The organism is Williamsia sp. Leaf354 (assembly GCF_001424365.1).
In the GTDB taxonomy this organism is placed as follows: Bacteria; Actinomycetota; Actinomycetes; order Mycobacteriales; family Mycobacteriaceae; genus Williamsia_A.
In genome coordinates this window covers 473355-499382 of record NZ_LMPL01000003.1, presented here as the reverse complement: position 1 = coordinate 499382, position 26028 = coordinate 473355, and the positions used below count along the sequence as shown (strand labels likewise).

The window sequence follows — 26028 nt, the reverse complement described above, 5'->3', positions numbered from 1 at the left end:
CGTATGGACAACGCGGCCGTCGCCGCACCCGATGCCGGGGTGCCGTCGTCGTGGTTCCCGACCCTGTGCGGCCGACCGGTCGACACCGGCCGGGCGCTGGTTATGGCGATCGTCAACCGCACCCCCGACTCGTTCTACGACCGGGGTGCGGACTTCGGTGACGACGCCGCGATGGACCGCGTGCACCGGGTGGTCGCCGAGGGTGCCGACCTCGTCGACATCGGCGGCGTGAAGGCCGGTCCCGGGGTGGCGGTCGACGCCGCGGAGGAGGCCGACCGTGTGGTGCCGTTCATCGAGTGGGTGCGCTCGGCGTACCCCGACGTCATCATCAGCGTCGACACCTGGCGGGCGGAGGTCGCGGTGACCGCGTGTGCCGCCGGCGCCGACCTCATCAACGACACCTGGGCGGGCACCGACCCCGACCTGGTGCACGCCGCCGCCGACGCCGGAGCGGGCATCGTGTGTTCGCACACCGGGGGAGCGGTGCCGCGCACCCGACCGCACCGCGTGCGCTACCCCGACGTCGTCGAGGCGGTGCTCACCGACGTGGTGGCCGGTGCCCGTCGTGCCGAGCGGGCCGGGGTGGCGCGCGCCGACATCCTCATCGATCCGACGCACGATTTCGGCAAGAACACCCACCACGGGCTCGCCCTGTTACGGCATGTGAACAATCTCGTTAATACGGGCTGGCCGGTGCTGATGGCACTGAGCAACAAGGATTTCGTGGGGGAGACTCTGGGTGTGGGTCTGGAGGACCGGCTGGAGGGAACTCTGGCCGCGACCGCACTCGCCGCCGCACAGGGCGCGCGGGTGTTCCGGGTCCACGAGGTTGCCGCCACCCGGCGTGTGGTGGACATGGTCGCCGCGATAGCGGGGACCCGTCCGCCCCAACGAACAGTCAGGGGACTCGCATGACCGCCAAGCACACAGGGTCCGCGCCGCGCCGCGCGACGCAGATGTGGCCCGCTCCGGCCGACGCCGACCCGACCACCCTCGCCTGGTCGGAGACACACACCTTCGAGCACCCCGTGTTCGACCTCGACGAGCTCGTCGCCCACAAGCGTGGCCGCACCGTCTCGGTGGTGCTGCCCGCGCTGAACGAGGAGGACACCGTCGCCGACGTGATCGCCTCGATCCGTCCGCTGCTGGGCACCCTCGTCGACGAACTGATCGTCCTCGACTCCGGATCCACCGACGCCACCGCCGAGCGAGCGATCGCCGCAGGCGCGCGGGTCGTCAGCCGCGAGCAGGCCGTCCCCGAGCTGTCGCCGGTCAAGGGCAAAGGCGAGGTGCTGTGGCGTTCGATCGCCGCGACCACCGGCGACCTCATCGCGTTCGTCGACTCCGACCTCATCGACCCCGACCCGATGTTCGTGCCCAAGCTGCTCGGTCCGCTGCTGATGAACCCGGAGATCCAGCTCGTGAAGGGCTACTACCGCCGACCGCTGCGCACCGGTGGCGCACAGGACCCCAACGGGGGCGGCCGGGTCACCGAACTCGTCGCCCGCCCGTTGCTGGCGTCGCTCAAGCCCGATCTGACCGCCGTGCTGCAGCCGCTGGGTGGCGAATACGCGGGCACCCGCGAACTGTTGTCGGCGGTGCCGTTCGCGCCCGGCTACGGCGTCGAGATCGGTCTGCTGGTCGACACCTACGACCGCTACGGCATGGCCGGCATCGGCCAGGTCAACCTGGGTGTGCGCACCCACCGCAACCGACCGCTGATCGAGCTCGGGGTGATGAGCAGGCAGATCGTGGGCACCCTGATGAACCGGTGCGGGATCGCCGACTCCGGGGTCGGGCTCACGCAGTTCACCGCCAAGACCGACGGCACCTTCACGCCGCACACGACCGAGGTCTACCTCGCCGACCGGCCGCCGATGGACACCCTGCGCCCCGGCGCGGTGGACAAGGTCCGCGCCTCCTAGGTCAACCCGTGCCGTCGATCCGACGGATGTGCTTCCATGAGTAGAACGTGTTCTAGTTCTGCGACGGATGGAGGCCGGCATGCCCGGTGGTTCGGTCAGTGACGGTTCCGTGCGGGGAAAGTCAATCCTCGTCACCGGCGGGGGCAGCGGCATCGGTCGCGGTATCGCCGAGATGCTCGCCGCCGACGGCGCCGTGGTCACCATCGTCGGACGCACCCGCGACCGCCTCGAGGCGGCCGCGGACGAGATCACCTCGGGGATCACCGGTGGTGGTCGCGTCCACGTGGCTGTCGCCGACATCACCGACGAGGACCAGGTCGTCGCGGCCGTGGCGACCGCGGTCGGCCACACCGGCCGACTCGACGGCGTCGTCGCGTGCGCCGGTGGCAGCGAAACCATCGGCCCGATCACCCAGATCGACAGCAACGCGTGGCGCAACACCGTCGACCTGAACGTCAACGGCACGATGTACACCTTCAAGCACGCCGCCCGCGAACTGGTGTCGGGTGGCGGTGGGTCGATGGTGGCCATCTCGTCGATCGCCGCGTCGAACACCCACCGGTGGTTCGGGGCCTACGGGGTCACCAAGTCCGCCGTTGATCACCTCGTCGCGCTCGCCGCCGACGAACTCGGCGCGAGCAACGTCCGCGTCAACGGCATCCGACCGGGTCTCACACGTACCGAACTCGTGGCGCTGGTCCTCGACTCGCCGGAACTGAGCGCCGACTACCGCGAGGCGACACCGCTGCCGCGGGTCGGCGAGGTCACCGACATCGCCGAGCTGGCCGCGTTCCTCCTCGGCGACGCGTCCACCTGGATCACCGGACAGGTCATCAACGTCGACGGCGGTCAGATGCTGCGCCGGGGTCCTGACTACGGGTCGATGCTCGAGCCGGTGTTCGGCGCCGACGGGTTGCGGGGTGTCGTCGCCCCGGCGACGGAGGGCTGAGGCGTGGCGATCCCGGGTCCGGCCGTCCACCAGGTGGCGGGCCGGACGGTCACGATGCCGGTGCAGATCCGGACGGCGACCGCATTCGCGGCGATGGTGTCGGTGTCGGCTGCCGCGGCGCAACGGGCGATCGATCACACCGGCCTCTCGGTGATCCGGTGGCGACCCGGCCGTGCGGTGTGCGTGCTGGTGTTCGTCGACTACGTCGACGGCGATCTCGGGCCGTACAACGAGTTCGGGGTCTGCTTCCTGGTCCGTCCCCACGACGCCGGCCGCGGCGGGATCGTCGGCGACCTCCGGTCGGTGGTGCGCAACGAGGCGTGTGCGCTCATCCACCGTCTCCCGGTCGACGGCGACTTCACCCTGGCGGCCGGTCGCGGCATCTGGGGCTTCCCGAAGACGCTCGCCGCGTTCGAGGTCGACCATCGGGGTCCGGTCCGTACCGGGACGCTGCGGGCCGACTCCTCGACCGTGCTGTCGCTGCGGGTGCGCCCGGGGGTCGCCGTGCCCGACACCGACTCGTCGACCACGCTCACCGCGTACGCCCACCTCGACGGCGTCACACGCGCGACACCCTGGACGATGCGCGCCGCCGACGTGCGGACCCGTCCCGGGGGCGCACGGCTCGAGCTCGGCGACCACCCGATGGCCGACGAACTGCGCGCGCTCCGGCCGGGTCGCACGCTGCTCGCGTCGTCGATAGGAGCGTTGTCGATGACCTTCGGCGACGCCGTCGTGGTGTCCGGGTCGGCTGCGTCGGGACCGGTCCCGGCACCCGGTCTGGGATGATCGCGGGGTGCAGACCCTCTTGCTCTACCTGGTCGTCATGGTGCTCGTCATCGGCGCGGTCTTCGCCGTGGTGTGGTTCGTCTTCGGACGCGGCGAAGACCTCCCGCCGCTCGAACGCGACGCGACACTCACCCGCTTGCCGAGGGCCGGCGTCGCCGGCGACGACGTCCGCGCCCTGCGGTTCGCGCTCGTGGCCCGGGGATACAAGCAGTCCGAAGTCGACTGGGCGCTCGAGAAACTGGCCCGCGAGATCGACGAACTCCGCATGGTCATCGTCGACCTCCAGGGGCGTGACGCGAACGATTTCTCGCGGGCCGACACCGACGCATCCCGGGCCGAGGACGTCTGAGCCGTATCATCGTTGTGAGGTTGACCTGCGTCTGCGTCCGACGGCCGAATTCGTCGGGTGTGGCGCAGCGCATAGAATCGTGAACCGGCGCCGATTGTCGGCGACGTTGTCGGAGGGAGCTTGTGACATGGCGGCGATGAAGCCACGGACCGGAGACGGTCCCCTTGAAGCAGCCAAGGAAGGGCGAGGAATCGTCGTACGCATCCCCATCGAGGGCGGCGGCCGTCTGGTCGTCGAGCTCACCGCAGACGAGGCAGCAGCCCTCGGCGAAGAACTGCGTGGCGTCGTCGCCGGCTGACCCCGCCGCGACCGTCCGCCGATAGCCCTCGAGTCCGATGCTGTCGGCGATCATCGATCTGCTCGCGTGCCCGGTGTGCACCGGCGAGCTCGACATCGATGCGGGCACGGTGATCTGCGACCGTGGACACACCTTCGACATCGCCCGTCAGGGCTATGTCTCCCTGCTCGCAGGCTCCACCGGGGGCCTGCGTTCGGACACGACCGCGATGGTCGCCGCGCGTGAACGCGTCCTGGGTGCCGGTCTCTACGCCCCTATCGCCGACGCGGTCGCCGACGCGTCCTCGGGCCCGGTCTGCCTCGACGTCGGGGCGGGCACCGGTCACTATCTCGCCCACGCCCTCGACGACACCGATCCCGCGGCCCGCGGGATCGGTCTGGACCTGTCGAAGTCGTGCGCGCGCGCGACGGCACGTGTCGACGATCGGATCGGGTCGGTCGTCGCCGACGCCTGGCAGCGGCTACCCGTCGCCGACGGCGTGATCGACACCGTCCTGTCGGTGTTCGCGCCGCGCAACGTCGCCGAGTTCGCCCGCGTGCTCACCGACGACGGAGTCCTCGTGGTGGTCGCGCCCACGCCCCGCCACCTCGCCGAGATCGTCACGCCCATGGGCATGATCGGGGTCGACCCCACGAAACCCGAGCGGATCGGCAACTCCCTGACCGGGGTGTTCGAGCGAGAGGACCGCATCGCAGTGGAGCACACGATGACCCTCGGACGATCCGACGTCGCCGACCTCGTCACGATGGGACCGTCGGCGCATCACGCGTCGGTCGACGAGATCGCCGCGCGCGCAACGGTGTTGCCCGAGCACGTCGAGGTGACGTGCTCGGTGACGGTGTCGCGCTACCGGCGCGTCTGACCGCGTCGCACAGCGGCCGCTCCGGTCACCGTCCCGCGAGCGCGGCCTGGTACACCGCGATGGTCTGTTCGGCGATCGACTCCCACGAGAACTCCTCGATCGCGCGCGACCGTCCGGCGGCACCCATCTCGGCGGCCCGTGTCGGGTCGGCGACGACGGCGTTCACCGCGGCGGCGAGTCCCGCCTCGAAACCCGACTCATCGGACTCGTCGTAGGCGACGAGTCGGCCGGTGACCTCGTCGCGCACCACCTCCGGGATGCCGCCGACGTCGGACGCCACGACCGCCGTGCCACACGCCATCGCCTCGAGGTTCACGATGCCCAGCGGCTCGTAGATCGACGGACACACGAAGACCGTTGCCGCGGAGAGAATCTCGCGTACCCGCTCGGTGGGCAGCATCTCCTGCACCCAGTACACGCCGTCGCGCGTGCGGGAGAGCTCGGCGACGGCCTCGGCGGTCTGTGCACCGATCTCGGGGGTGTCGGGCGCACCCGCGCACAACACGAGTTGCAGGTCGGGATCGAAGGAGTGTGCCGCGGCGATGAGATGCCGCACGCCCTTCTGCCGGGTGATGCGGCCGACGAACACCGCGATCGGGCGGTCCGGATCGACGCCGAGCGATCGCAGGGCCGACTGTTCGCCGAACGGTTCGTCGGAGGGGAACCACGTCGCGGTGTCGATGCCGTTGCGCACCACGTGTACCCGCGCCGGGTCGAGTCGGGGGTAGGCGTCGCAGACGTCGACGCGCATGCCCGCGCTGACCGCGATCACCGCGTCGGCGTACTCGACGGCGTTGCGCTCGGCCCAGCTCGACAGGCGGTACCCACCGCCGAGCTGCTCGGCCTTCCAGGGGCGCCGGGGCTCCAGCGAGTGGGCGGTGAGCACGTGGGGCACCCCGTAGAGCTGCGCGGCGACGTGTCCGGCGAGCCCGGTGTACCAGGTGTGCGAGTGCATGATGTCGGCCTCGGACGCGCCGGCGACCATCCGCAGATCGGCCGACATCGTCGTCAACGCCGCGTTGGCACCGGTCAATCCGGGATCGGCGGTGTAGACGTGAGCCGTGTCGCGGGGAGCGCCCATGCAGTGCACGTCGACGTCGGCCAGCGGTCGCAGATGCCGCACCAGTTCGGTCACGTGGACCCCTGCGCCGCCGTAGACCTCCGGTGGGTACTCGCGGGTCATCATCGCCACTCGCATACCGACGACGCTAGACCCGCGCGCCGTCACCCGCACCCCTGGCCGTCGTCTCGGCGTCGGGCACGTGTGGCGGATCGCCGGGCGCCGAACCGGTGGCCGATGGCACAGATCGCGGATAGGTTGTGAGGGTGAGATCACAGCCGCACGTGCTCGGAATTGTTCTCGCCGGCGGTGAGGGAAAGCGTTTGTTCCCTTTGACCATGGACCGGGCGAAGCCCGCGGTCCCGTTCGGCGGGGCGTACCGCCTCATCGATTTCGTACTGAGCAACCTCGTGAACGCCGGATACCAGCGGTTGTGCGTGCTCACCCAGTACAAGTCGCACTCCCTCGACCGCCACATCTCGCAGACGTGGCGCATGTCGGGCTTCAACGGTGAATACATCACGCCCGTCCCGGCGCAGCAGCGTCTCGGGCCGCGGTGGTACACCGGCAGCGCGGATGCGATCTTCCAGTCGCTCAATCTCGTCTACGACGAGGAACCCGACTACATCGTGGTCTTCGGCGCCGACCACGTGTACCGGATGGATCCCGAGCAGATGGTGGAGGCGCACATCGCCTCGGGTGCCGCGGCGACCGTCGCGGGGATCCGCGTGCCGCGCAGCGAGGCGTTCGCGTTCGGCTGCATCGACGCCGACGAGTCCGGTCGCATCACGCAGTTCCTGGAGAAGCCCAAGGACCCGCCCGGCACCCCCGACGATCCCGAGGCCACCTTCGCCTCGATGGGCAACTACGTGTTCACCACCTCGGCGCTGGTGGAGGCGATCCGCGCCGACTCCGAGGACAGCGACTCCGACCACGACATGGGTGGCGACATCATCCCCGGCTTCGTCAACCGCGGCGAGGCGTTCGTCTACGACTTCAAGGACAACGAGGTCCCCGGCGCCACCGAGCGCGACAAGGGGTACTGGCGCGACGTCGGAACCCTCGACGCGTTCTACGACGCCCACATGGATCTCGTGTCGGTGCACCCGGTGTTCAACCTCTACAACCGCCGCTGGCCGATCCGCGGCGCGGCCGAGAACCTCGCGCCCGCCAAGTTCGTCCACGGGGGTCTCGCGCAGGAATCCGTCGTCGGCGCCGGGTCGATCATCTCCGCTGCGACCGTGCGGAATTCGGTGCTCAGCTCCAACGTCATCATCGAGGACGGCGCCACGGTCGAGGGCAGCGTCCTCATGCCCGGAGTGCGTATCGGTCGGGGTGCGGTCGTGCGCAAGGCGATCCTGGACAAGAACGTGGTCGTCGGCCCCGGCGAGATCCTCGGTGTCGAACTCGAGCGGGACCGCGAGAAATACGCCATCAGCGCCGGCGGCGTGGTGGCCGTCGGCAAGGGCGTCAGGCTGGGCTGAGGCCCTTCGCCCGGCGCGCCGCGGCGACCAGTGCGGCCATCTCCGCGTGGTGGGTGCCCTCGGGCAGCGCATCGACCGGCCACCACCGCAGGTCGACCGATTCGTCGCTGCGGATGATCTCGGGCAGGCCGCCGTCGGGTCCGGGTGGGGCCACCCCGAGGAATCGCACGTCGAGGTGACGGGTGGGCACTCCCAGCGAGCACGTGATCGGGTGGGTGTGCAGCGCGATCGGCTCGCGCGACAACGTCAGTCCGGCGATCCCGGACTCCTCGGTCGCCTCGCGCATCGCGGCGTCGGCGATGCCGTCGTCCTCCGGCTCGCAGTGCCCACCGACCTGGATCCACGCCCCCACGCGCGGGTGCAGCGTGAGGAGCGCGAAGTCGCCGGTGTGGTCGAGGATCATCGTCGACGCGGTGAGATGGCCGGGCGCGCAGGCGCGCAGGCAGGCGTCGGCGCGCGCGGCGAGGAACGCGAGCACGGTGTGGCGCATGGAGTCCTGATGCGGGTCGGTCGTCGACCACCCGGTCAGCATCTCCACCGCCGAGCGGTGCAGGCTCGCCGCGCTCATCGGATCGCCACGGCGGTGGCCGGGTCGGCCGGCGGGCGCGGGCCGGTGTCGGTTTCCTGCGGATGTCCGATCGCGATGGCGCCCAGAGGTTCCCAGTCGGCAGGCACCTCGAGGACATCGGTCACGATGTCGGCGGCGAAGATCGTCGACCCCACCCAGCAACTGCCCACCCCGCGCACCGACAGCGCGACGAGCAGCCCCTGCACCGCGGCCCCGACGGCGACGGTGAACATGGTGTGTTCGGCACGTGTGCGTGCGGCGTCGGGGTAGTCGTGTGCGCCGTCGAGGGCGAGCATGGGGATCACGAGTTCGGGGGCGTCGTAGAGCAGCTGTCCGCGCGCCACGCGGCGTGCGATCGACTCCTCGCCGCGTCCGTCGGCCGCGAGGTCCCGACGCCAGCGATCGGCCATCGCGTCGAGCAGTCGGATGCGACGCTCCCGGTCGCGGACCCACACCAGACGTACCGGGTGGGTGTGGTGCGGAGCGGGGGCGGTCAGCGCCTCGGCGAACGCCGCGTCCATGATCTCCGGCTCCACGGGTTCGGTGGTGAAGGCGCGCACCGAGCGGCGGGTGAGCAGCGCCTGACGTCGACCGAGGTCGATGGCCTCGGCGGTCCCGAGCCAGAACAGGTCCTCGTCACCCGGGCGGACGAGATCGCGTGCGCCGGAACCGTCGTCGTGGAGGCGTAGGCCGCGCACGATGGCGACGGGCGTCTCGATCAGCTTGCCCTTCACCAGATCCGCGGCCGCGGCGATCTCGTCGGCGACGGCGATGTCGGTGACGATCAGCGGGTTCCCGTGCGGATCGACGCTGCCGTCGTAGGGGTGGGTCACCGCGATGCCGGCCGAGCCGATGGCCGCGTCGATCTGGCCGTTGCGCCAGGCGCGTCCCATGGTGTCGGTGACGATCACCGCGACGCGCACACCGGGGTCGGCGGCCAGTCGATCGCGTAGCCGGCGGGCGCTGGCGTCGGGATCGACGGGCAGCAGCGCCAACTGGTCGGTGTCGATGTTCGACCCGTCCACCCCGGCCGCCGCCTGCACGATGCCGAGCGCGTTCTCGGTGATCAGCGTGCGGTTCTTGCGCGCCAGCACACGCACCGACTCGGCATCGATCAACGTGCGCCGCAATGCATCCCGTTCCTCGGGATCGGTCGGTGCGGTGACCATGCGGCCCTCGGTCTTCGAAAACACCTTGCTCGTCACCACCACGACGTCGTCGTCGCGCAGATCCGGTGCGGCGGCGGCGATCGCGGCGGCCAGATCGTCGCCCTCGACGAAGCGGGGGAGGCCGCGGACCCCGATGATCTCGAGCGTGCCGGTCGCCGCGTGATCGCCGGTCGCAGGCGGACGGGGATCAGCGGTCATGGGCGACACCGACGAGATCGCAGGCGTCACGGACCATCTGGGCCGTCGTCTCCGGATCACTCATCACCAGGGGGACCTCGCGGGTGGCGATGCCCGGGATGTCGGCACCGTCGCCCGGTGCGACCAGCCAGCCGTCGAGGATGCCCGTGCCCGACCGCGCACCGTAGTGGGCGCCGATGGCCTCCGACGTGGTCTCGACCCCGATCACCGACAGGCACTCGTCGGCCATGCCGCGCAGCGGAGCCCCGCCGATCACCGGCGAGATCCCCACCACCGGAGCCTTCGTCGCGCGCAGGGCCGCGCGGATTCCGGGAACGCTGATGACGGCGCCGATGCTGACGACGGGGTTGCTGGGCGCCAGAAACACGATGTCGGCGTCGGCGATCGCGTCGAGGACACCGGCGGCCGGGGTCGCCTTCTCCGAGCCGACCTGGGCGAAGCCGTGGGTGGGGATCTGGGCCCGATAACGGACCCACCACTCCTGGAAGTGGATCGCCACCTTTGCGTCGTCCGGATCGCCGCTGCGGTTGACCACCACGTGGGTCTCGTGGCGATCGTCGGTCACCGGGAGCAGTCGCACGCCCGGCTGCCACCGCTTGCACAACGCTTCGGTGATGTCGGCGAGGGTGTAGCCGGCGTCGAGCATCTGCGTGCGGATCAGGTGGGTGGCCAGATCGCGATCACCCAGCCCGAACCAGTCCGGGTCGGCACCGTAGGCGGCCAGTTCCTCCTTGGCGTTCCAGGTCTCGTCGGTGCGACCCCACCCGCGCTCGAGGTCGATGCCTCCGCCGAGTGTGTACATGCACGTGTCGAGATCGGGACAGATGCGCACACCGTGCATCCAGGCGTCGTCGCCGACGTTGACGATGGCGGTGACGCCGGAGTCCGACGACGTGGTCTCGGCTCCGGCGGGAAACGGGGTGCGGCCGAACAGATGGCGCGCACCCTGCAGGAATCGGGCGCCACCGACGCCACCGACGAGAACCGTTGCCTTCACGACCGCCCACTCTAATGGGCGTCGTGGTGACCGGCCCGTGGCCATCGAGACCCGACCGAGACATGCGACACGCCAGTGGTGCGACACTCCGGTGGTGTCGTGTCGCGGAATACCGGACCGGCAGTGGTATTGGCAATTTCGCCGTTTCGCTTGACCGAGACACCGGCGTACGTGTCTAATCACACCAGTGTCATTAGCGTTTTGTGATCGAGAATCGTTGAGCGACTTCGTGTTCGATCACACGTTCGAACGGGTCTGACGGCCCGGTTCGTACGCGGTGGCACCGGCTGTACCCATGCACCACGATTCTCGCACCGGCTGCGCCCCTGCGGCGACGGTCATCACCCACCTCGGTCGCCCTGCGGCCGCAAACGAATTCACGAGGAGCCCGGCGATGACTTTCGAGCACCGGATGGGTGACGGATTCCCGTCGAACCACGCCTACCCGTCGGCGGAGAGCGCCGCGGAGTCCGCGCCCGCGTTCGCACCCGCCATGCCGTCCACCCCGCACCTGAGCCTCGTCACCGACGACTTCGATGCCCTCTTCGACGACATCGAGGACCAGTGGCAGGACCGCGCCCTGTGCGCGCAGACCGACCCCGAGGCGTTCTTCCCCGAGAAGGGCGGCTCCACCCGCGAGGCCAAGCGCATCTGCTCGGGCTGCGAGGTGAAGGCCGAGTGCCTCGAGTACGCCCTGCACAAGGACGAGCGTTTCGGCATCTGGGGCGGACTGTCCGAGCGCGAGCGTCGGCGCCTCAAGCGCGGCATCATCTGATCGTCCTGCACACCCCCGCACCGCGCGCCTGACCGCCTCGAGAACCTCTCGGCGGCCGCGCTTCTCGGGTCAGTGCGGTTCGGGGTCGATGGTGTCCTCGTCGAGCCCCAGATGTGTGGCCACCTGATGGACCAGGACCTCGTGGACGAGGTCGAGCAGATCGGCTCCCTTGTCCGCGCGACTCTCCAACGGCCGACGGAAGATGACGATCCGCGCCCGTGACGGACGCCCGTTCGCGTCGATACCCGCCGGCAGCAGCCGGGCCAGGGGGATGGCACCGTCGGCGGTGACCTCGTCGGGCCACTGCACCGTCTCGGGATCGCGGGGGAGGACCCGCGGGATCTCGTCGACCGCGAGGTCGAGATCGCCGAGCTGTTCGTGCCAGCGCGCGTCGATCTCGGCGAACGCCTCCAGCACCACGAGATCGAACGATTCCGAGCGTGTGTTCGCCGCGGGGACCTGCGGCGGCAGGAGACTCGATCGCAATCCCCGTCCGCGACGGTCACGGCGTCGGCGCCGCGTGGGGCCCGGGCCCGATGTGGTGCCGCGATGCCGGGAGACGACCGGAGGGACCCTGCGTGCCATGGCGAGAGTGTAAGCGTGCCGTGATCGAGACCTGTCGACACGGCGCGCGGCGGTGTGTCTGCTGCCCCGGCGGGGTCGGTCGGGATAATCTCGCGTGGTGAGGCTCCCCCGTCAGTGCAGCAGGCCCGGCTGTGCCCAACCCGCTGTCGCGACGTTGACCTTCGTCTACGCCGAGTCCGTGGCCGTCGTCGGGCCGCTCGCGTCGACCGACGAGCCGCATTCCTGGGATCTCTGTGACGACCACGCCAGCCGCATCACCGTTCCGCGCGGCTGGGAGATGATGCGCAGCACCGGCGGATGGGCGACCCCCGCCGGCGACGAGGACGATCTCACCGCGCTCGCCGAGGCAGTGCGCGAGGCCGGCGGGCTGCGAGCGGCGGGCTCGGCGTCGGATTCGATCCGTTCGTGGTCGCCGTTCGTGGGGTCGACGTCCACCGGGGCGGGATCGTCGGCATCGGCCCACACCGGGTCGACCGCATCCGGATCGCCGCGTTCACGGCCGCGTCCGGGCCGCCGCGGTCATCTCCGGGTGCTACCCGACCCGATCGACTGAGGGTTCCCCCGCGGTCTGTGTCGCACCGACCGGGCCGTCGTGATCAGGGCCGTCGTCCACGGTGCGACGAATTGAGCGTCGCGCCCACCACCGTTCGACGGCGGCGCACCCGACCATCACCAGGGCGGCCAACGACCACCCCAGGATCAGGTCGAACACATAGTGTTCGGCGGAGTACACGAGCGTGAACGCCATCGCCGCGGCGTAGCCCACCCACAGGATCCGACCGCGCGGACCGACCCGTCGCCACATGAACATCGCCAGCAGCCCGGTCAACCCGGCGTGCAGCGAGGGGATCGCGGCGACCTGGTTCGACCGCTCCTGGCCGACCTCGATCACGTCGCGCACCGGCCCGATGTGCAGGACGTCCCAGCCGCGACTGGAGATCCGCTCGATGAAGGGCTTCGCGGCCGGATCGTCGGGGGTCATCGGACCCAACACCCCACCGCCGGGAACGTTCTCGGGTGTACCGGTGATGCACGGCGGAAACGCCGGACCACCGACGACCTGTTCGGCCGTGCACTGCGCCGCGGCCCACGGCGGCGCGGCCGGCACCAGGATGTAACCGATGAGACCGAGGAAGAACAGCGCGACGAAACGCGTCACGAACTTCTTCCACGCCATCCGGTCGCGGAGCCACAGCCATCCCGCCAGGGCGTAGGGCACGATGAAGTACGACATGTAGACGACGCTGGTGATGATCTCCCACCACTGCGGGTCGGCGTGTTTGAGATGTTCCTGCAGCCACACCGTGGGGACCACACCGAACATCCAGCGATCGGCGTCGACCGCCAGATGCCATTGCGTGGGCATCCCGAGGAACGCCGCGGTGCCGCGGGTGCTCTCGTAGGCGAACAGCACGAGGCCGAACGGGAGCCAGTCGCGCAGCACCAGGAGAGGGTTGCGGCGCCCGATGCTCGCCGCGGCGAGTCCGGTGACCACCACGACCATGATCGGGACGAAACCGAAGGACATCACGCGTGTGCCGGCGAGGGTCGCAACGACCAACGCCCACACGGCGATCGCGGCCCGCCGTAACCTCACCGCTCCCGGCGACGATGTCCCGGTACCGGTGTCGAGCCCGCTCTGCGGCGCCGATCGCAGGTCGGTCATCGGCAGGATCCTGCGACTAGGCTGACCCCTGCGAGTCCGAAGTACGCACCACCGATGTCACACCGAGGAGAGCCACCGTGCCTGACCCGACCGGGGACCGCAGCGCCGCCACCGACCGGACCACCGAGTCCGTCGCCGCGGTGGTGAAGGCCTACGACGTCCGTGGCCTGGTCGGCGAGCAGATCGACGTGCCGTTTGTCGCCGACGTGGGGCGCGCGTTCGCCCGCCTGGTGCGCGCCGACGGCGCGACGTCGATCGTCGTCGGACACGACATGCGCGACTCCTCGCCCGAGCTCTCCCGGGCGTTCGCCGACGGGGTGTGCGAGCAGGGTGTCGACGTGATCCTCATCGGTCTCGCGTCGACCGATCAGCTGTATTTCGCCTCGGGTCGCCTCGATCAACCGGGCGCCATGTTCACCGCGAGCCACAACCCCGCCGCCTACAACGGCATCAAGCTCTGCAGGGCCGGGGCCAAGCCCGTCGGCCAGGACACGGGACTCGCCACGATCGCGTCCGAGCTGGTCACCGGGACGGACCCGTACGACGGCGAGCGCGGCACCATCAGCGAGCAGGACGTCCTCACGGACTATGCGGCGTATCTGCACGAACTCGTCGATCTCTCCGGTAGTAGACCGCTGACGGTCGCGGTTGACGCGGGGAACGGCATGGGGGGCCACACCGTCCCGGCGGTCCTGGGTGATTCCCCGGTGTTCACCGTGCGTTCACTCTACTTCGAACTCGACGGCACCTTTCCCAACCACGAGGCGAACCCGCTCGACCCGGCGAACCTCGTGGACCTGCAGGCCTACGTCCGTGAGACCGGCGCCGACATCGGACTCGCGTTCGACGGCGACGCCGACCGCTGCTTCGTCGTCGACGAGAAGGGCGATCCCGTCTCGCCGTCGGCGGTGACCGGGCTCGTCGCCGCGCGAGAACTCGCCAAGAACCCGGGTGCGACGATCATCCACAACCTCATCACCTCCCGCGCCGTCCCCGAGCTCGTCTCCGAACTCGGTGGGACGCCCGTGCGGACACGCGTGGGCCATTCGTTCATCAAGGCGCAGATGGCGCAGACCGGCGCGGTATTCGGCGGAGAACACTCCGCGCACTACTACTTCCGTGACTTCTGGGGTGCCGACTCGGGGATGCTCGCCGCGATGCACGTGCTCGCCGCCCTCGGTGAGACCGACGTGCCCGCATCGGAGTTGTTCGCCTCCTACGAGCGCTACCACGCCTCCGGTGAGATCAACTCGACCGTCGCCGACGCCGCCGCGAGCACCGAGGCGGTGGTCGCCGACTTCACCGCCGAGACCGCCGACGTCGACTCGCTCGACGGTGTCACGGTGAGCCTCGCCGACGGATCGTGGTTCAACCTGCGTGCCTCGAACACCGAACCCCTGCTGCGCCTCAACGCCGAGGCCGCCGACGCCGCGCGTGTCACCGAGCTCGTCGACCGCATTCTCGCCATCGTCCGCCGGTGAGCGCCGATAAGCTGATCTGATGCTCACCGGCGCACCCGACCTCGACGACGTCACCCGGCTGCAGTCCGCCGACGTCCACGGGTTGCTGCGCGCCGCCGCGCTCGCCGGCGCGCAGGTACGGGCCGTCGCGGCCGCCGTCGACGAACAGGTGTTGGCGCCGCTGGCCGATCTGCGGCCCCGCGCGCTGGTGATCGTGACCGGCCACGGGACGGCCCGCCGCGCCGCCGACCTCGTGGTGGCGACCTTCGCCGCCCGCACCGACGTGCCGGTCGTGGTCGCCGACAGCCTCCCGGGATGGATCGGTCCCCTCGACGTCGTCGTGGTGTCCGGCGACGACGCCGGCGACATGGCCTTGGCCGATGCCGTGGCGCGTTCGGTCCGTCGACGCGCCGAGGTCGTCGTCGACGCGCCGATGGAGGGCCCGATCCGGGACGCCGCGGCCGGCTCGGCCCTCGACCTGTCGCCCCGGGTCCCGGTCCGCCCGGAGTTCCGCTTCATCGGCCACGTCGTGGCGCTGAGTGCGGTGATCCGTTCCCTGCGCGCGGTGCGCACCGCCGGCACCGCCCTCGACCTCACGGCGTTGGCCGAGGCCCTCGACGACGAGGCGGGCGCCGCCCATCCCGACAACGAGGTCTTCCACAACGCCGCGAAGGGACTCGCCTCGCGGATCACCGGGCGGCCGGTCACCTGGGCGGGGGACACCCCGGCCTCGACGGTGCTGGCCGTGCACGCCTCGCGGACACTGCACGCCGTGGCCGGTGTCGGGGGTGTCGGATGCGACCTCGTCGAGGCCGTCGCCGCTCAGGCCGCGCGACCGGAGTCCTCGGGCGTGGTCGCCGACTCGATTTTCCACGATCCCGAATTCGACGGTCCCGCAGGCGGTCCCGCTGTCCGCGTGCAGGTCATCACCACCCCGGGCCGCGAGTGGTCGCTGCACCAGCGGATGTCGGTGCTCGTCGACGCCGACGTGGTGGAGGTCGGCCCCACCGCCGGTGCCGGGCCCGCCGCCCCTCTCGAACCCGGTGCGCCGGGCGGTGTCGAGGGGATCGACACGCCCGAGGACATCGCGCCGTTGCTGGTGACGGCGCTGCGGATCGAGATGGCGGCGGTCTACCTGCGGCTGATCGGGGCGGTGTGATGCACGTGCTCGAAGGGGTCGTGCGGCCCTACGCCTGGGGGTCGCGGACCGCGTTGGCCGCACTGCGCGGTCTGCCGACACCGTCGGCGCATCCCGAGGCCGAACTCTGGTTCGGCGCCCATCCCGCCGCCCCGGCGCGCGCAGTGGACGACGACATCGATCTGCTGTCGGTGATCGACACCGACCCCGCCGCGCAACTGGGTTCGGCGTGCGCGGGCACCTTCGGCAACCGGTTGCCGTTCCTGCTCAAGGTGCTCGCGGCCGATGAACCGCTGTCGCTGCAGGCCCATCCCACCCTGGCGCAGGCACGTGCGGGATTCGCCCGGGAGAACGCGGCCGGCATCCCCGTCGACGCGCCGGACCGCAACTACCGCGACGACAACCACAAGCCCGAGCTGGTGGTGGCGCTCACCGAGTTCGACGCGCTGGCCGGATTCCGGGACCCTGCCATCACGGTCGACCTCCTGCGCGACCTGCAGGTCGCCGAGCTCGACCCCTATCTGGGTCTGCTGGCGGGACAACCGGATTCACACGGTCTGCGCGCCCTCTTCACCACGTGGATCACGCTGCCCGATGCGATCCTGCACGCACTCATCCCGGCCGTCCTCGACGGCGCGATCGCCTACCTCAACCGCGGTGACCGCCGGTTCGCCACCGAGTTGCAGACCGTCCTCGAACTCGGCGAGGCCTATCCGATGGACCCCGGCGTGCTCACCGTCCTGCTGCTCAACCGGTTGCGGCTGAGCCCCGGCGAGGGGGTGTACCTCGGGGCGGGCAACCTGCACGCCTACCTCCGCGGCACGGCGGTGGAGGTGATGGCCAACTCCGACAACGTGTTACGTGGCGGGCTGACCCCCAAACACATGGACGTGCCCGAGCTGCTCGCGGTCCTCGACTTCGCGACGTCGGCCCCGGCCGACCTGCACCCGCACATCCACGTGCTGGGTGCCGAGAAGATCTACACCACACCCGCGCCCGAGTTCCGGCTCTCGCGGATCGACCTCGACGGGACCGGTCTGCAGCGATCGTCGTCGATATCGCTCGATGCCTCGGGCCCGCAGATCCTCACCGTCATCGAGGGGGCGATCGAGGTGCGTTCACACACCGGTGAGGTGGTGTCGGTCTCGGCCGGCCACTCGCTGTGGCTGGGTGACGCCGACCCGGACGTGGTGGTGCGCGCGGCGTCGAGCTCGTCGGTCTTCTTCCGTGCGCTGGTGCCCGCGTCGCGTCCCGTGGCCGACGGCGTCGGTGACAGGGCCGACGCCGAGCGGTCCTCCGGCGGTGCGGGGCTCAGCTCGCGGGCGTGAGCGCGCCGACGAACCGTTCCCACTGGTGACCGATCTCGTCGATGGTCAGCCCCTCGTGTTCGGTCAGGTGATGGATGGAGGCGGCTTCCAGCGGGGCGAGCACCGCGAGGCTCAACGCCTCGTCGACCGGTGCGAAACCCATGTCGCGCAACAGTGCCCGGACGTGCATGACCGACACCTGGCGGGCGGGGTGCGACAGGCGGTCGGGCCCGGCCGCGTCGTCGGCCTCGACCAGGACGTCGAGGTGGGCGCAGACCATGGCCAGTCGGGCCAGGCCGTAGGCGACGAGTCGGTCGCGCGGTGCGGCGCCCGGACCCAGGGGAGGGGGGCCGGTCATGAAGGCCCGCTGCATCTCCGATTCGGAGTGGTCGAGCAGCGCGAGCATCAGGCCCGCGCGGCTGCCGAAACGACGGAACACCGTGCCCTTGCCGACCCCGGCGGCCCGGGCCACCTCGTCCATCGTCACCGCGGCGGCACCGTGGTTGTCGATCAGGCGCTTCGCGGCGTCGAGGAGCAGCAGCCGGTTGCGGCCGGCGTCGGCCCGTTCGCCCGCGCCCGGCCCGGCCATCGGCAAGGCGGTGAGGCCCATCGGCAGGTCGGGCAGGGGGGCCGCGGAGCGCGCACGAGGTCGCTGCGCGGGGTCGCCCATGGCGCCCCCGGTACTGGACGTGCGTTCACCTGACACTCCCCGAGCGTATCGGTCCCCTCCGCGTGGAATGTATTCGGACCTGGGTCCGTTTACTCGACGGTGCAGCGCGGAACGTCTGCATCGGGAACACGAAGAGTCCAGGGGCCGGACAACGATCGCCGGCCGGATACGACGAAGGAGTGGTGGCTGTGTCGGAGAACACGACGCGGATCGCGGTGTTGGTGGGAAGCCTGCGGGCAGGGTCGATCAACCGGGAGCTGGCAGAGGTCGCCGCGGCGACCGCGCCGGAATCGGTGCACGTCGAGATCGTCGAGGGACTCGCGGCGGTGCCGTTCTACAACGAGGACCTCGACGTCGAGCCACTCGACCCGGCCGTGGCCGATCTGCGCGCGGCGATCGACGCCGCCGACGCGGTGCTGATCGTCACCCCGGAGTACAACGGCACGATGCCCGCGGTGGTCAAGAACGCCATCGACTGGACGTCGCGGCCGTACGGCGCGGGCGCGCTGAAGGACAAGCCGGTGGCCGCCATCGGCGCGTCGCTCGGGCGCTACGCGGGCAAGTGGTCGCAGGACGATGCGCGCAAGTCGCTGGGTGTCGCGGGTGGCCGTGTCGTCGAGAGTGTCGAGGTGGGCATCGCGACCTCGGAGTTGGGTGAGCGGACCGTCTCGCAGGTCCCCGAGATCGTCGAGCAGGTGCGCGGCGCGGTCGCCGACCTCGCCGACGCGGTGGGTGTCGCGGCCTGATCCGAGCCTCCTCTCGTCCCCTGTCGCGCACGCGATGGGGGTCGTGAGTGTGAACGCTGTGGCGGCATCACGACATGTGGTGCCGCCACTGTCGTATGTCCGGCCTACTGTGACCTGCGACACGCCGATGGCGCACCGGACGAAAGGGCTGCGACCTGGGACTTCCATGAATGTCATTCGCAACCTGTTGTGTTGCTGACAGATGTCACCCACTAGGTGTAGTGTTTTGCAGACCGAGAGAGCACGTCAGCTACGCGTCACGACGACCACCTCTCGCCCGAATCACATAACTGTCATCACTGCTACACCCCCGGGCCGTTGTCATCACCGTCGCGACCACCGCAGCGTCACTATCTCGAGGAGAAATCCATGGGCATCACCGTCTACACCAAGCCGGCATGTGTTCAGTGCAACGCCACCTACAAGGCGTTGGACAAGCAGGGCCTGGAGTACGAGATCGTCGACATCAGCGTCGACGACGAGGCCCGCGACTACGTGATGGCGCTGGGTTACCTGCAGGCGCCCGTCGTGGTGGTCGGCGACGATCACTGGTCGGGTTTCCGTCCCGATCGCATCAAGGCGCTCGCCACCGTCGCTGCCTGATCGCTTCCCACGTCCGTCGCCCCACCCGCTCGAGGAGGTCCATCGTGTCTGTCACGACCCGCGACCTCCCGGTGATCACCGAGTCGTCGGCGATCGCGCCCGACCCGCTGATCGTGTACTTCTCGAGCGTCTCGGAGAACACGCATCGGTTCGTGGAGAAACTGGGGATGCGCTCGGTGCGGATCCCGGTCACCGCCGGCGTCATCGCCGTCGACGAGCCGTACGTGCTGATCTGTCCGACCTACGGCGGCGGCAAGCCGTCGAGCGCCGGTGACGGCCCGATCCGTGCGACCGGGGGCTTCGTGCCCAAGCAGGTCATCCGTTTCCTGAACGACGAGCACAACCGTTCGTTGATCCGCGGTGTCATCGCCGCGGGGAACACGAACTTCGGCGAGGAGTTCTGCCACGCCGGAGATGTCATCGCGGCCAAGTGCCGGGTCCCGTATCTCTACCGCTTCGAACTGATGGGCACCGCCGAGGACGTCGAGCGTGTTCGCGCCGGTCTGGCGCGGTTCGCCGCCGACCGGCAACCACTGCTCGCAGGCGTGCCCACCGCCTGCTGACCGCCGACATCGGGCCCCGAGGATCCGGGCCGCCGTCGCCGATCAGATCGCCTCGCACACACAGCTTCTCGTCACGTCCCCCCGCGTGATGTCCCGACCTCGTACGCCATCCCCGAAAACAGGAGTTCTCCAGTGTCGCCAACCGTTACCCCCGTCAAAGACGCGACCGACGCCTCGGCGAGCAGTTCGGGTGTGCATCCCGGTCCGGCCGGGCACGAGCCGGCCGAGATGGACTATCACTCGCTCAACGCGATGCTGAACCTGTACGACGCGGACGGCAAGATCCAGTTCGAGAAGGATCGCGAGGCGGCGAACCAGTACTTCCTGCAGCACGTCAACCAGAACACCGTCTTCTTCCACGATCTCGACGAGAAGCTCGACTACCTGGTGGAGGAGAACTACTACGAGCCCGAGGTCCTCGAGCGCTACGACCGCGAGTTCGTCAAGGACCTCTTCGGCTACGCCTACAAGAAGAAGTTCCGGTTCCCCACGTTCCTGGGGGCGTTCAAGTACTACACCTCGTACACGCTGAAGACGTTCGACGGGAAGCGCTACCTCGAGCGCTTCGAGGACCGCGTGTGCATGGTCGCGATGACCCTGGCCGACGGCGACACCGACCTCGCGCGCAACCTCGTCGACGAGATCATCTCGGGCCGCTTCCAGCCGGCCACCCCGACCTTCCTCAACTCGGGCAAGAAGCAGCGCGGCGAGCCGGTCTCGTGCTTCCTGCTGCGCATCGAGGACAACATGGAGTCGATCGGTCGGTCGATCAACTCCGCGCTGCAGCTGTCCAAGCGCGGCGGCGGAGTCGCGTTGTTGCTCAGCAACATCCGTGAGCACGGTGCGCCGATCAAGAAGATCGAGAACCAGTCCTCGGGTGTCATCCCGATCATGAAGCTGCTCGAGGACTCGTTCAGCTACGCCAACCAGCTCGGTGCCCGTCAGGGTGCCGGCGCGGTGTACCTGCACGCGCACCACCCCGACATCTACCGCTTCCTCGACACCAAGCGCGAGAACGCCGACGAGAAGATCCGCATCAAGACGCTGTCGCTGGGTGTCGTGATCCCCGACATCACCTTCGAGCTCGCCAAGCGCAACGACGACATGTACCTGTTCAGCCCGTACGACGTCGAGCGCGTCTACGGGGTGCCGTTCGCCGACATCAACGTCAGCGACAAGTACCACGAAATGGTCGAGGACCGTCGGATCCGCAAGACCAAGATCAAGGCGCGTGAGTTCTTCCAGACCCTCGCCGAGCTGCAGTTCGAGTCGGGCTACCCGTACATCATGTTCGAGGACACGGTGAACCGCGCCAACCCGATCGACGGCAAGATCACGCACTCGAACCTGTGCTCGGAGATCCTGCAGGTCTCGACCGCGTCGACGTTCAACGACGACCTGTCGTACTCGACCGTGGGCAAGGACATCTCGTGCAACCTCGGGTCGCTGAACATCGCGAAGACGATGGACTCGCCGGACTTCGGTCAGACCATCGAGACCTCCATCCGCGGCCTCACCGCGGTGAGCGATCAGACCGCGATCACCTCGGTGCCGTCGATCCAGGAGGGCAACAACAGCTCTCACGCGATCGGCCTCGGCCAGATGAACCTGCACGGCTACCTCGCCCGTGAGCGCGTCTACTACGGCAGCGAGGAGGGCATCGATTTCACGAACATCTACTTCTACACGGTGCTGTTCCACGCGATCCGTGCCTCGAACCTGATCGCCAAGGAGCGCGGACACGCCTTCGGTGGCTTCGAGAAGTCGAAGTACGCCAGCGGCGAGTTCTTCGACAAGTACACCGACCGCGCCTGGGAGCCGGCCACCGCCCGTGTCGCCGAGTTGTTCTCGGAGGCAGGCGTGCACATCCCGACCCAGGACGACTGGCGTCAGCTGCGGGCGTCGGTGCGCGAGCACGGCATCTACAACCAGAACCTGCAGGCCGTGCCACCGACCGGATCGATCAGCTACATCAACCACTCCACCAGCTCGATCCACCCGGTGGCCGCGAAGGTCGAGATCCGCAAGGAAGGCAAGATCGGCCGCGTGTACTACCCGGCGCCGTTCATGACCAACGACAACCTGGACTACTACCAGGACGCGTACGAGATCGGCTACGAGAAGATCATCGACACCTACGCCGCGGCGACGCAGCACGTCGACCAGGGCCTGAGCCTCACCCTGTTCTTCAAGGACACCGCCACCACGCGCGACGTCAACAAGGCGCAGATCTACGCGTGGCGCAAGGGCATCAAGACGCTGTACTACATCCGCCTGCGCCAGCTCGCGCTGGAAGGCACCGAGGTGGAGGGTTGCGTCTCGTGCATGCTGTGACCGTTTGTCCCGCAACCTCTCTCACCACCGACTCGATCAGCAGGAGCGCACGATGACGTCCACCCAGAGCCATTCGCCTGCCGATGGCGCGCCCATCAAGCTGGTCAGCCGGGTCTCGGCGATCAACTGGAACCGCGTGCCCGACGAGAAGGACGCCGAGGTCTGGGAGCGCCTGACCGGCAACTTCTGGCTGCCCGAGAAGGTGCCGGTGTCCAACGACATCCCGTCGTGGGGCACGCTCACCGAGGTCGAGAAGCAGCTGACCATGCGGGTGTTCACCGGCCTCACGCTGCTCGACACCATCCAGGGCACCGTCGGTGCGGTGTCGCTGATCCCCGATGCGGCCACCCCGCACGAGGAGGCGGTGCTCACCAACATCGCGTTCATGGAGTCGGTGCACGCCAAGAGCTACAGCTCGATCTTCTCGACGTTGTGCTCCACCAAGGACATCGACGAGGCGTTCCGCTGGTCGGAGGAGAACGTCAACGTCCAGCGCAAGGCCAACATCGTCATGGACTACTACCGTGGCGACGACCCGCTCAAGCGCAAGGTCGCCTCGACGCTGCTCGAGTCGTTCCTTTTCTACTCGGGCTTCTACCTCCCGATGTATTGGTCGAGCCGCGCAAAGCTCACCAACACAGCCGATCTGATCCGTCTGATCATCCGCGACGAGGCCGTGCACGGGTACTACATCGGCTACAAGTACCAGCGCGCGCTGGAGGTGTGCACCCCCGAGCGTCGCCAGGAGCTCAAGGACTACACCTTCGAGCTGCTGTTCGAGCTGTACGACAACGAGACCGACTACACCGAGACCCTCTACGACGAGGTCGGCCTCACCGAGGACGTCAAGAAGTTCCTGCGCTACAACGCCAACAAGGCCCTGATGAACCTGGGTTACGAGGCGATGTTCCCGCGCGACGAGACCGACGTGAACCCGGCGATCCTCTCGGCGCTCTCACCCAACGCCGACGAGAACCACGACTTCTTCTCGGGGTCGGGCAGCTCGTACGTCATCGGCAAGGCCGTCAACACCGAAGACGACGACTGGGATTTCTAGGCAGCTTTCGGCTGGGACTTCTGGGCCCCAGCGACACACGCTCCACTTTCGACGAGACGCTCCGCTTGCAAGCGGAGCGTCTCTTCGTATCCGGAGCGTCTGCGAAGGGACTCAGGCGACACCGCCGTTCACGCGGATGATCTGCCCGCTGATCCAGCTCGCATCGGGTGACGTGAGCAGCGCGACGGCGTCGGCGATCTCGGTGACGTCGCCGAGTCGGCGTGCGGGGGAGGCCTTCTCGATCGCGGTGAGCTGCTCGGGGGTCTTGCCGGCGGCGAACATCTCCGACCGGACCAGGCCCGGTGCGACGGCATTGACGGTGATCCCGCGTGGCGCCAGTTCCTTCGCCGCGACTCGGGTGAACGTCTCCACCGCGGCCTTCGCGGCGAGGTAGATGCCCATCCGCGGAGTGGTCACCGCGATCGCGGTGCTGGACAGGTTCACGATCCGCCCGCCGTCGGCGAGGTGACGCGCTGCCGAGCGCAGTCCGTTGTACGTGCCGCGCGCACTGACGTCGAAGACCTGGTCGTACGCGTCGTCGTCGAGCTCGGACAGTTCACCCAGAACGCTGACGCCGGCGTTGTTGACCAGGATCCCGACGTCGCCGAATTCCGTTCGAGCCGTGGCGAACAGCTGCTCGACGTCCTCGGCCGAAGCGACATCGCCCTGCGCCGCGATGGCCCTGCCGCCTGCCTCGACGATGGATTGCACGGTGGCGTCGGCAGCGGCCGCTCCGTGGGCGTAATTCACCACCACCGGGTGTCCGTCGCGGGCGAGTCGTTCTGCGATGGCGCGGCCGATCGAGCGGGATCCTCCGGTGACGATGGCGGCGGGGCAGTCAAAGGTTGTCATGACAACCACGGTAGACCGCCCTGGTTGTCATGACAACCAGACGGTCGATACGGTGGTCCCATGACCTCCAGCGCGCGCCTCACCTCGACGGAACTCGCCCTGTGGCACCAGTTCAAGCTGGTGGGGGAGAAGGTGAACACTGCAGTGGAGCGCGACATCCTGGCGGCATCCGACCTGACCGGGCCGGAGTTCGGGGTGCTGACCCGTCTGGTCGATCTCGGCGGCGGCACACTGCGCCAGGGGGAGTTGGCGACGTCGATGCGCTGGAACAAGAGTCGGCTGTCGCATCAGATCACCCGGATGGAGAAGCGGGACCTCGTCGCACGCAGAAGCGAGGAGTCGTCGACGGTCGCGGTGAGCATCACCGAGGCGGGGCGACGGGCGCTCGGCCCGGCCCGCCCTACTCACGCCGCATCGATCCGCGCGCACCTCACCGAGAAGCTGACGGCGGATCAGCGAGCGGCATTGGCGTCGGTTCTCGAGTCGCTTCTCGCCGAGTGAACGACACCCGCTCCACTTCTGCAGAGACGCTCCGCTTGCAAGCGGAGCGTCTCGTCGTAACCGGAGCGTGTGCGGGAAATGTTGGGCGCGTGGCTCTGTCAGTGGCGATGCACGACGGGCTCGATCACGAACGACAACGGCGCGGTGTTGCCGCGCAGCGGCGGCGGGGACACCGCGTGATGGGTGGTGGTTCCGCGGGCGTCGTCGAACAGGCAGTGGCCGAAGAGGGTCACGATCGGACCGCCGACCGCCCGCAGATCAGCGCGGACCGCCCCGCGCACCTCGATCGCGGTGCCCGGTGGGGCGACGATCGCCTGATGCACCGCGCGTGAGAGGTAGGGGTGCGCGGTGACCGAGATCGACTCCCCCGAACGGGTCACCACCGGAGCGGGCACCTGGATCGGCGAGAAGGGCGGCGTCACCACCCGTTCGGCCACGCCGACCCCGTTCGCGGGTTGGGAGATATCCGGCCGCAGGACATCCGCGGAGGACACCCCCGCGCCGAGCCACGCCGCGGCGGCCCACGCGGCACCGACCCCGACGCCCAATGCGGCGAGCGTGAGTCGGCTCAGCGGACGACCTCGTTGAGCTTGCCGGTGGCGACATCGAAGACGAATCCGCGCAGCGACGTCGTCTTGGTGACGAACGGGCTGTTCTCGATACGGGTGAGGGACTGCTTCACGTCCTCGTCGAGATCGGGGAACGCCTCGGCCGACCAGTTCGGCTTCTGACCGATCTCGTCCTGGATGCCGCGCTTGAACTCGTCGTCGGTGAAGGTGAGCATCCCGCAGTCGGTGTGATGGATCAGGATGATCTCGGTGGTCCCGAGCAGTCGCTGGCTGATCGCGAGCGAGCGGATCTCGTCGTCGGTGACGACGCCACCGGCGTTGCGGATCACGTGCGCCTCACCCTCGTTCAGGCCGAGGATGCCGTAGACGTTGAGTCGCGCGTCCATGCAGGCCACCACCGCGACGTGCTTGCTCGGCGGCAGGGGGAGAGGTCCGGAGAAGTCGGCGGCGTAGTCGGCGTTGTTGCTCAGCAGGTCATCGGTGACAGTCATGAGTTCATGCTGATGCGTGCATGTGTTCTGCGACACCGTTGTGGTCACCCGGGGTGAAAGGGT

Annotated in this window: 29 protein-coding genes; 19 read left to right on the top strand and 10 right to left on the bottom strand. The window is 69.0% G+C overall.

Annotation, left to right across the window (positions count from 1 at the left end; translation table 11 throughout):
* Positions 1 to 3: 3 nt before the first annotated feature.
* The 7 genes from folP to ASG12_RS13830 all read left to right on the top strand — a co-directional run bounded on the left by folP (position 4) and on the right by ASG12_RS13830 (position 5172).
* On the top strand, positions 4 to 915 hold the full coding sequence (gene folP / locus ASG12_RS13855; RefSeq protein ID WP_055790460.1) for a dihydropteroate synthase: 912 nt from the start codon (positions 4 to 6) through the stop codon (positions 913 to 915).
* On the top strand, positions 912 to 1925 hold the full coding sequence (locus ASG12_RS13850; RefSeq protein WP_055790457.1) for a glucosyl-3-phosphoglycerate synthase: 1014 nt from the start codon (positions 912 to 914) through the stop codon (positions 1923 to 1925). The genes folP and ASG12_RS13850 overlap by 4 nt, the downstream gene beginning before the upstream one ends.
* 79 nt (positions 1926 to 2004) lie before the next feature.
* Entirely contained in the window at positions 2005 to 2874 is an 870-nt protein-coding gene (locus ASG12_RS13845; protein ID WP_055790990.1) for an SDR family oxidoreductase, read from the top strand.
* 54 nt (positions 2875 to 2928) lie between these two features.
* Complete coding sequence (locus ASG12_RS13840) at positions 2929 to 3663, top strand: acetoacetate decarboxylase family protein (protein WP_055790987.1); 735 nt, start codon at positions 2929 to 2931, stop codon at positions 3661 to 3663.
* Positions 3664 to 3670: 7 nt separating this feature from the next.
* Positions 3671 to 4012, top strand: coding sequence for a DivIVA domain-containing protein (locus tag ASG12_RS13835; protein WP_055790454.1), 342 nt, complete (start codon positions 3671 to 3673; stop codon positions 4010 to 4012).
* A gap of 127 nt (positions 4013 to 4139) precedes the next feature.
* Positions 4140 to 4310: a DUF3117 domain-containing protein gene (locus tag ASG12_RS21295; protein WP_082501978.1), complete on the top strand. Its 171-nt coding sequence runs from the start codon at positions 4140 to 4142 to the stop codon at positions 4308 to 4310.
* Between the two features lie 37 nt (positions 4311 to 4347).
* The gene (locus tag ASG12_RS13830; protein WP_055790452.1) at positions 4348 to 5172 is read left to right on the top strand and encodes a putative RNA methyltransferase; all 825 of its coding nucleotides are present in this window, start codon (positions 4348 to 4350) and stop codon (positions 5170 to 5172) included.
* A 25-nt stretch (positions 5173 to 5197) separates the two neighbouring features.
* Here the strand turns inward: ASG12_RS13830 and glgA are convergent, their stop codons facing one another.
* Positions 5198 to 6370, bottom strand: a complete 1173-nt coding sequence (gene glgA / locus ASG12_RS13825; RefSeq protein WP_200932782.1) for a glycogen synthase — start codon at positions 6368 to 6370, stop codon at positions 5198 to 5200.
* A gap of 128 nt (positions 6371 to 6498) precedes the next feature.
* Here glgA and glgC point away from each other — a divergent pair, with 128 nt between their 5' ends.
* Positions 6499 to 7716 (top strand): glucose-1-phosphate adenylyltransferase, encoded by a 1218-nt coding sequence (gene glgC / locus ASG12_RS13820; protein ID WP_082080278.1) that lies wholly within the window; start codon positions 6499 to 6501, stop codon positions 7714 to 7716.
* Here the strand turns inward: glgC and ASG12_RS13815 are convergent.
* Genes ASG12_RS13815 through cofD form a run of 3 tightly spaced genes read right to left on the bottom strand, consistent with a single transcriptional unit; the run spans position 7703 to position 10648 of the window.
* The gene (locus ASG12_RS13815) at positions 7703 to 8284 is read right to left on the bottom strand and encodes an NUDIX hydrolase (protein WP_055790449.1); all 582 of its coding nucleotides are present in this window, start codon (positions 8282 to 8284) and stop codon (positions 7703 to 7705) included. The genes glgC and ASG12_RS13815 overlap by 14 nt on opposite strands.
* Positions 8281 to 9651 (bottom strand): coenzyme F420-0:L-glutamate ligase, encoded by a 1371-nt coding sequence (locus ASG12_RS13810; RefSeq protein WP_055790982.1) that lies wholly within the window; start codon positions 9649 to 9651, stop codon positions 8281 to 8283. Before ASG12_RS13810 ends, ASG12_RS13815 begins: the two co-directional genes overlap by 4 nt.
* Positions 9641 to 10648, bottom strand: coding sequence for a 2-phospho-L-lactate transferase (gene cofD / locus ASG12_RS13805; protein WP_200932781.1), 1008 nt, complete (start codon positions 10646 to 10648; stop codon positions 9641 to 9643). Before cofD ends, ASG12_RS13810 begins: the two co-directional genes overlap by 11 nt.
* A 493-nt stretch (positions 10649 to 11141) precedes the next feature.
* Between cofD and ASG12_RS13800 the strand changes: the two genes are divergently transcribed.
* Positions 11142 to 11423: a WhiB family transcriptional regulator gene (locus tag ASG12_RS13800; RefSeq protein ID WP_055790977.1), complete on the top strand. Its 282-nt coding sequence runs from the start codon at positions 11142 to 11144 to the stop codon at positions 11421 to 11423.
* 69 nt (positions 11424 to 11492) lie between these two features.
* On the opposite strand, the gene ASG12_RS13795 is transcribed toward ASG12_RS13800, so the two are convergent.
* Positions 11493 to 12008, bottom strand: a complete 516-nt coding sequence (locus ASG12_RS13795) for a metallopeptidase family protein (protein ID WP_082080275.1) — start codon at positions 12006 to 12008, stop codon at positions 11493 to 11495.
* A gap of 97 nt (positions 12009 to 12105) precedes the next feature.
* Here ASG12_RS13795 and ASG12_RS13790 point away from each other — a divergent pair, with 97 nt between their 5' ends.
* Positions 12106 to 12561, top strand: a complete 456-nt coding sequence (locus ASG12_RS13790) for a DUF3499 domain-containing protein (RefSeq protein ID WP_055790974.1) — start codon at positions 12106 to 12108, stop codon at positions 12559 to 12561.
* Here ASG12_RS13790 and ASG12_RS13785 read toward each other — a convergent pair.
* Complete coding sequence (locus tag ASG12_RS13785) at positions 12541 to 13674, bottom strand: phosphatase PAP2 family protein (protein ID WP_055790446.1); 1134 nt, start codon at positions 13672 to 13674, stop codon at positions 12541 to 12543. The two genes, ASG12_RS13790 and ASG12_RS13785, sit on opposite strands and share 21 nt — an antisense overlap.
* 77 nt (positions 13675 to 13751) lie before the next feature.
* On the opposite strand from ASG12_RS13785, the gene ASG12_RS13780 reads away from it, so the two are divergent.
* Genes ASG12_RS13780 through manA form a run of 3 tightly spaced genes read left to right on the top strand, consistent with a single transcriptional unit; the run spans position 13752 to position 17600 of the window.
* Positions 13752 to 15155, top strand: coding sequence for a phosphomannomutase/phosphoglucomutase (locus ASG12_RS13780; RefSeq protein WP_055790443.1), 1404 nt, complete (start codon positions 13752 to 13754; stop codon positions 15153 to 15155).
* A gap of 19 nt (positions 15156 to 15174) precedes the next feature.
* Entirely contained in the window at positions 15175 to 16293 is a 1119-nt protein-coding gene (locus ASG12_RS13775) for a hypothetical protein (RefSeq protein ID WP_055790441.1), read from the top strand.
* Positions 16293 to 17600 carry a mannose-6-phosphate isomerase, class I gene (manA, locus tag ASG12_RS13770; RefSeq protein ID WP_055790971.1) on the top strand — a complete coding sequence of 436 codons (1308 nt, stop codon included), beginning with the start codon at positions 16293 to 16295 and terminating at the stop codon, positions 17598 to 17600. Before ASG12_RS13775 ends, manA begins: the two co-directional genes overlap by 1 nt.
* On the opposite strand, the gene ASG12_RS13765 is transcribed toward manA, so the two are convergent.
* Positions 17584 to 18189, bottom strand: a complete 606-nt coding sequence (locus tag ASG12_RS13765; protein ID WP_055790966.1) for a TetR/AcrR family transcriptional regulator — start codon at positions 18187 to 18189, stop codon at positions 17584 to 17586. The two genes, manA and ASG12_RS13765, sit on opposite strands and share 17 nt — an antisense overlap.
* Before the next feature lie 248 nt (positions 18190 to 18437).
* Between ASG12_RS13765 and ASG12_RS13760 the strand changes: the two genes are divergently transcribed.
* The 5 genes from ASG12_RS13760 (at position 18438) to nrdF (ending at position 23552) form a co-directional block, all read left to right on the top strand.
* Positions 18438 to 18995, top strand: a complete 558-nt coding sequence (locus ASG12_RS13760) for an NAD(P)H-dependent oxidoreductase (RefSeq protein WP_055790438.1) — start codon at positions 18438 to 18440, stop codon at positions 18993 to 18995.
* Between the two features lie 369 nt (positions 18996 to 19364).
* Entirely contained in the window at positions 19365 to 19598 is a 234-nt protein-coding gene (locus ASG12_RS13755; RefSeq protein WP_045823416.1) for a redoxin NrdH, read from the top strand.
* Between the two features lie 44 nt (positions 19599 to 19642).
* Positions 19643 to 20161 (top strand): class Ib ribonucleoside-diphosphate reductase assembly flavoprotein NrdI, encoded by a 519-nt coding sequence (gene nrdI / locus ASG12_RS13750; protein ID WP_055790435.1) that lies wholly within the window; start codon positions 19643 to 19645, stop codon positions 20159 to 20161.
* A gap of 132 nt (positions 20162 to 20293) precedes the next feature.
* The gene (gene nrdE / locus ASG12_RS13745) at positions 20294 to 22495 is read left to right on the top strand and encodes a class 1b ribonucleoside-diphosphate reductase subunit alpha (protein ID WP_055790432.1); all 2202 of its coding nucleotides are present in this window, start codon (positions 20294 to 20296) and stop codon (positions 22493 to 22495) included.
* A gap of 52 nt (positions 22496 to 22547) precedes the next feature.
* A complete protein-coding gene (gene nrdF, locus ASG12_RS13740; RefSeq protein ID WP_045823414.1) occupies positions 22548 to 23552 on the top strand; it encodes a class 1b ribonucleoside-diphosphate reductase subunit beta in 1005 nt (334 codons plus the stop codon).
* Between the two features lie 111 nt (positions 23553 to 23663).
* Here the strand turns inward: nrdF and ASG12_RS13735 are convergent, their stop codons facing one another.
* Positions 23664 to 24404 (bottom strand): SDR family oxidoreductase, encoded by a 741-nt coding sequence (locus ASG12_RS13735; protein WP_055790429.1) that lies wholly within the window; start codon positions 24402 to 24404, stop codon positions 23664 to 23666.
* 60 nt (positions 24405 to 24464) lie between these two features.
* Between ASG12_RS13735 and ASG12_RS13730 the strand changes: the two genes are divergently transcribed.
* Positions 24465 to 24905, top strand: a complete 441-nt coding sequence (locus ASG12_RS13730; RefSeq protein ID WP_055790426.1) for a MarR family winged helix-turn-helix transcriptional regulator — start codon at positions 24465 to 24467, stop codon at positions 24903 to 24905.
* A 98-nt stretch (positions 24906 to 25003) separates the two neighbouring features.
* On the opposite strand, the gene ASG12_RS13725 is transcribed toward ASG12_RS13730, so the two are convergent.
* Both ASG12_RS13725 and ASG12_RS13720 read right to left on the bottom strand, forming a co-directional pair.
* Positions 25004 to 25453: a hypothetical protein gene (locus tag ASG12_RS13725; RefSeq protein ID WP_055790423.1), complete on the bottom strand. Its 450-nt coding sequence runs from the start codon at positions 25451 to 25453 to the stop codon at positions 25004 to 25006.
* Positions 25454 to 25473: 20 nt separating this feature from the next.
* Complete coding sequence (locus tag ASG12_RS13720) at positions 25474 to 25965, bottom strand: beta-class carbonic anhydrase (RefSeq protein ID WP_055790963.1); 492 nt, start codon at positions 25963 to 25965, stop codon at positions 25474 to 25476.
* Positions 25966 to 26028 lie beyond the last annotated feature (63 nt).

Bases quoted from the DNA above. Each gene is read 5' to 3' on its own strand.
- folP (WP_055790460.1), top strand. From the start codon at position 4: ATGGACAACGCGGCCGTCGCCGCACCCGATGCCGGGGTGCCGTCGTCG.
- ASG12_RS13850 (WP_055790457.1), top strand. From the start codon at position 912: ATGACCGCCAAGCACACAGGGTCCGCGCCGCGCCGCGCGACGCAGATG.
- ASG12_RS13845 (WP_055790990.1), top strand. From the start codon at position 2,005: ATGCCCGGTGGTTCGGTCAGTGACGGTTCCGTGCGGGGAAAGTCAATC.
- ASG12_RS13840 (WP_055790987.1), top strand. From the start codon at position 2,929: ATGCCGGTGCAGATCCGGACGGCGACCGCATTCGCGGCGATGGTGTCG.
- ASG12_RS21295 (WP_082501978.1), top strand. From the start codon at position 4,140: ATGGCGGCGATGAAGCCACGGACCGGAGACGGTCCCCTTGAAGCAGCC.
- ASG12_RS13830 (WP_055790452.1), top strand. From the start codon at position 4,348: ATGCTGTCGGCGATCATCGATCTGCTCGCGTGCCCGGTGTGCACCGGC.
- glgA (WP_200932782.1), bottom strand. From the start codon at position 6,370: ATGCGAGTGGCGATGATGACCCGCGAGTACCCACCGGAGGTCTACGGC.
- ASG12_RS13815 (WP_055790449.1), bottom strand. From the start codon at position 8,284: ATGAGCGCGGCGAGCCTGCACCGCTCGGCGGTGGAGATGCTGACCGGG.
- ASG12_RS13810 (WP_055790982.1), bottom strand. From the start codon at position 9,651: ATGACCGCTGATCCCCGTCCGCCTGCGACCGGCGATCACGCGGCGACC.
- ASG12_RS13800 (WP_055790977.1), top strand. From the start codon at position 11,142: ATGCCGTCCACCCCGCACCTGAGCCTCGTCACCGACGACTTCGATGCC.
- ASG12_RS13795 (WP_082080275.1), bottom strand. From the start codon at position 12,008: ATGGCACGCAGGGTCCCTCCGGTCGTCTCCCGGCATCGCGGCACCACA.
- ASG12_RS13785 (WP_055790446.1), bottom strand. From the start codon at position 13,674: ATGACCGACCTGCGATCGGCGCCGCAGAGCGGGCTCGACACCGGTACC.
- ASG12_RS13775 (WP_055790441.1), top strand. From the start codon at position 15,175: ATGCTCACCGGCGCACCCGACCTCGACGACGTCACCCGGCTGCAGTCC.
- manA (WP_055790971.1), top strand. From the start codon at position 16,293: ATGCACGTGCTCGAAGGGGTCGTGCGGCCCTACGCCTGGGGGTCGCGG.
- ASG12_RS13765 (WP_055790966.1), bottom strand. From the start codon at position 18,189: ATGGGCCTCACCGCCTTGCCGATGGCCGGGCCGGGCGCGGGCGAACGG.
- ASG12_RS13755 (WP_045823416.1), top strand. From the start codon at position 19,365: ATGGGCATCACCGTCTACACCAAGCCGGCATGTGTTCAGTGCAACGCC.
- nrdF (WP_045823414.1), top strand. From the start codon at position 22,548: ATGACGTCCACCCAGAGCCATTCGCCTGCCGATGGCGCGCCCATCAAG.
- ASG12_RS13735 (WP_055790429.1), bottom strand. From the start codon at position 24,404: ATGACAACCTTTGACTGCCCCGCCGCCATCGTCACCGGAGGATCCCGC.
- ASG12_RS13730 (WP_055790426.1), top strand. From the start codon at position 24,465: ATGACCTCCAGCGCGCGCCTCACCTCGACGGAACTCGCCCTGTGGCAC.
- ASG12_RS13720 (WP_055790963.1), bottom strand. From the start codon at position 25,965: ATGACTGTCACCGATGACCTGCTGAGCAACAACGCCGACTACGCCGCC.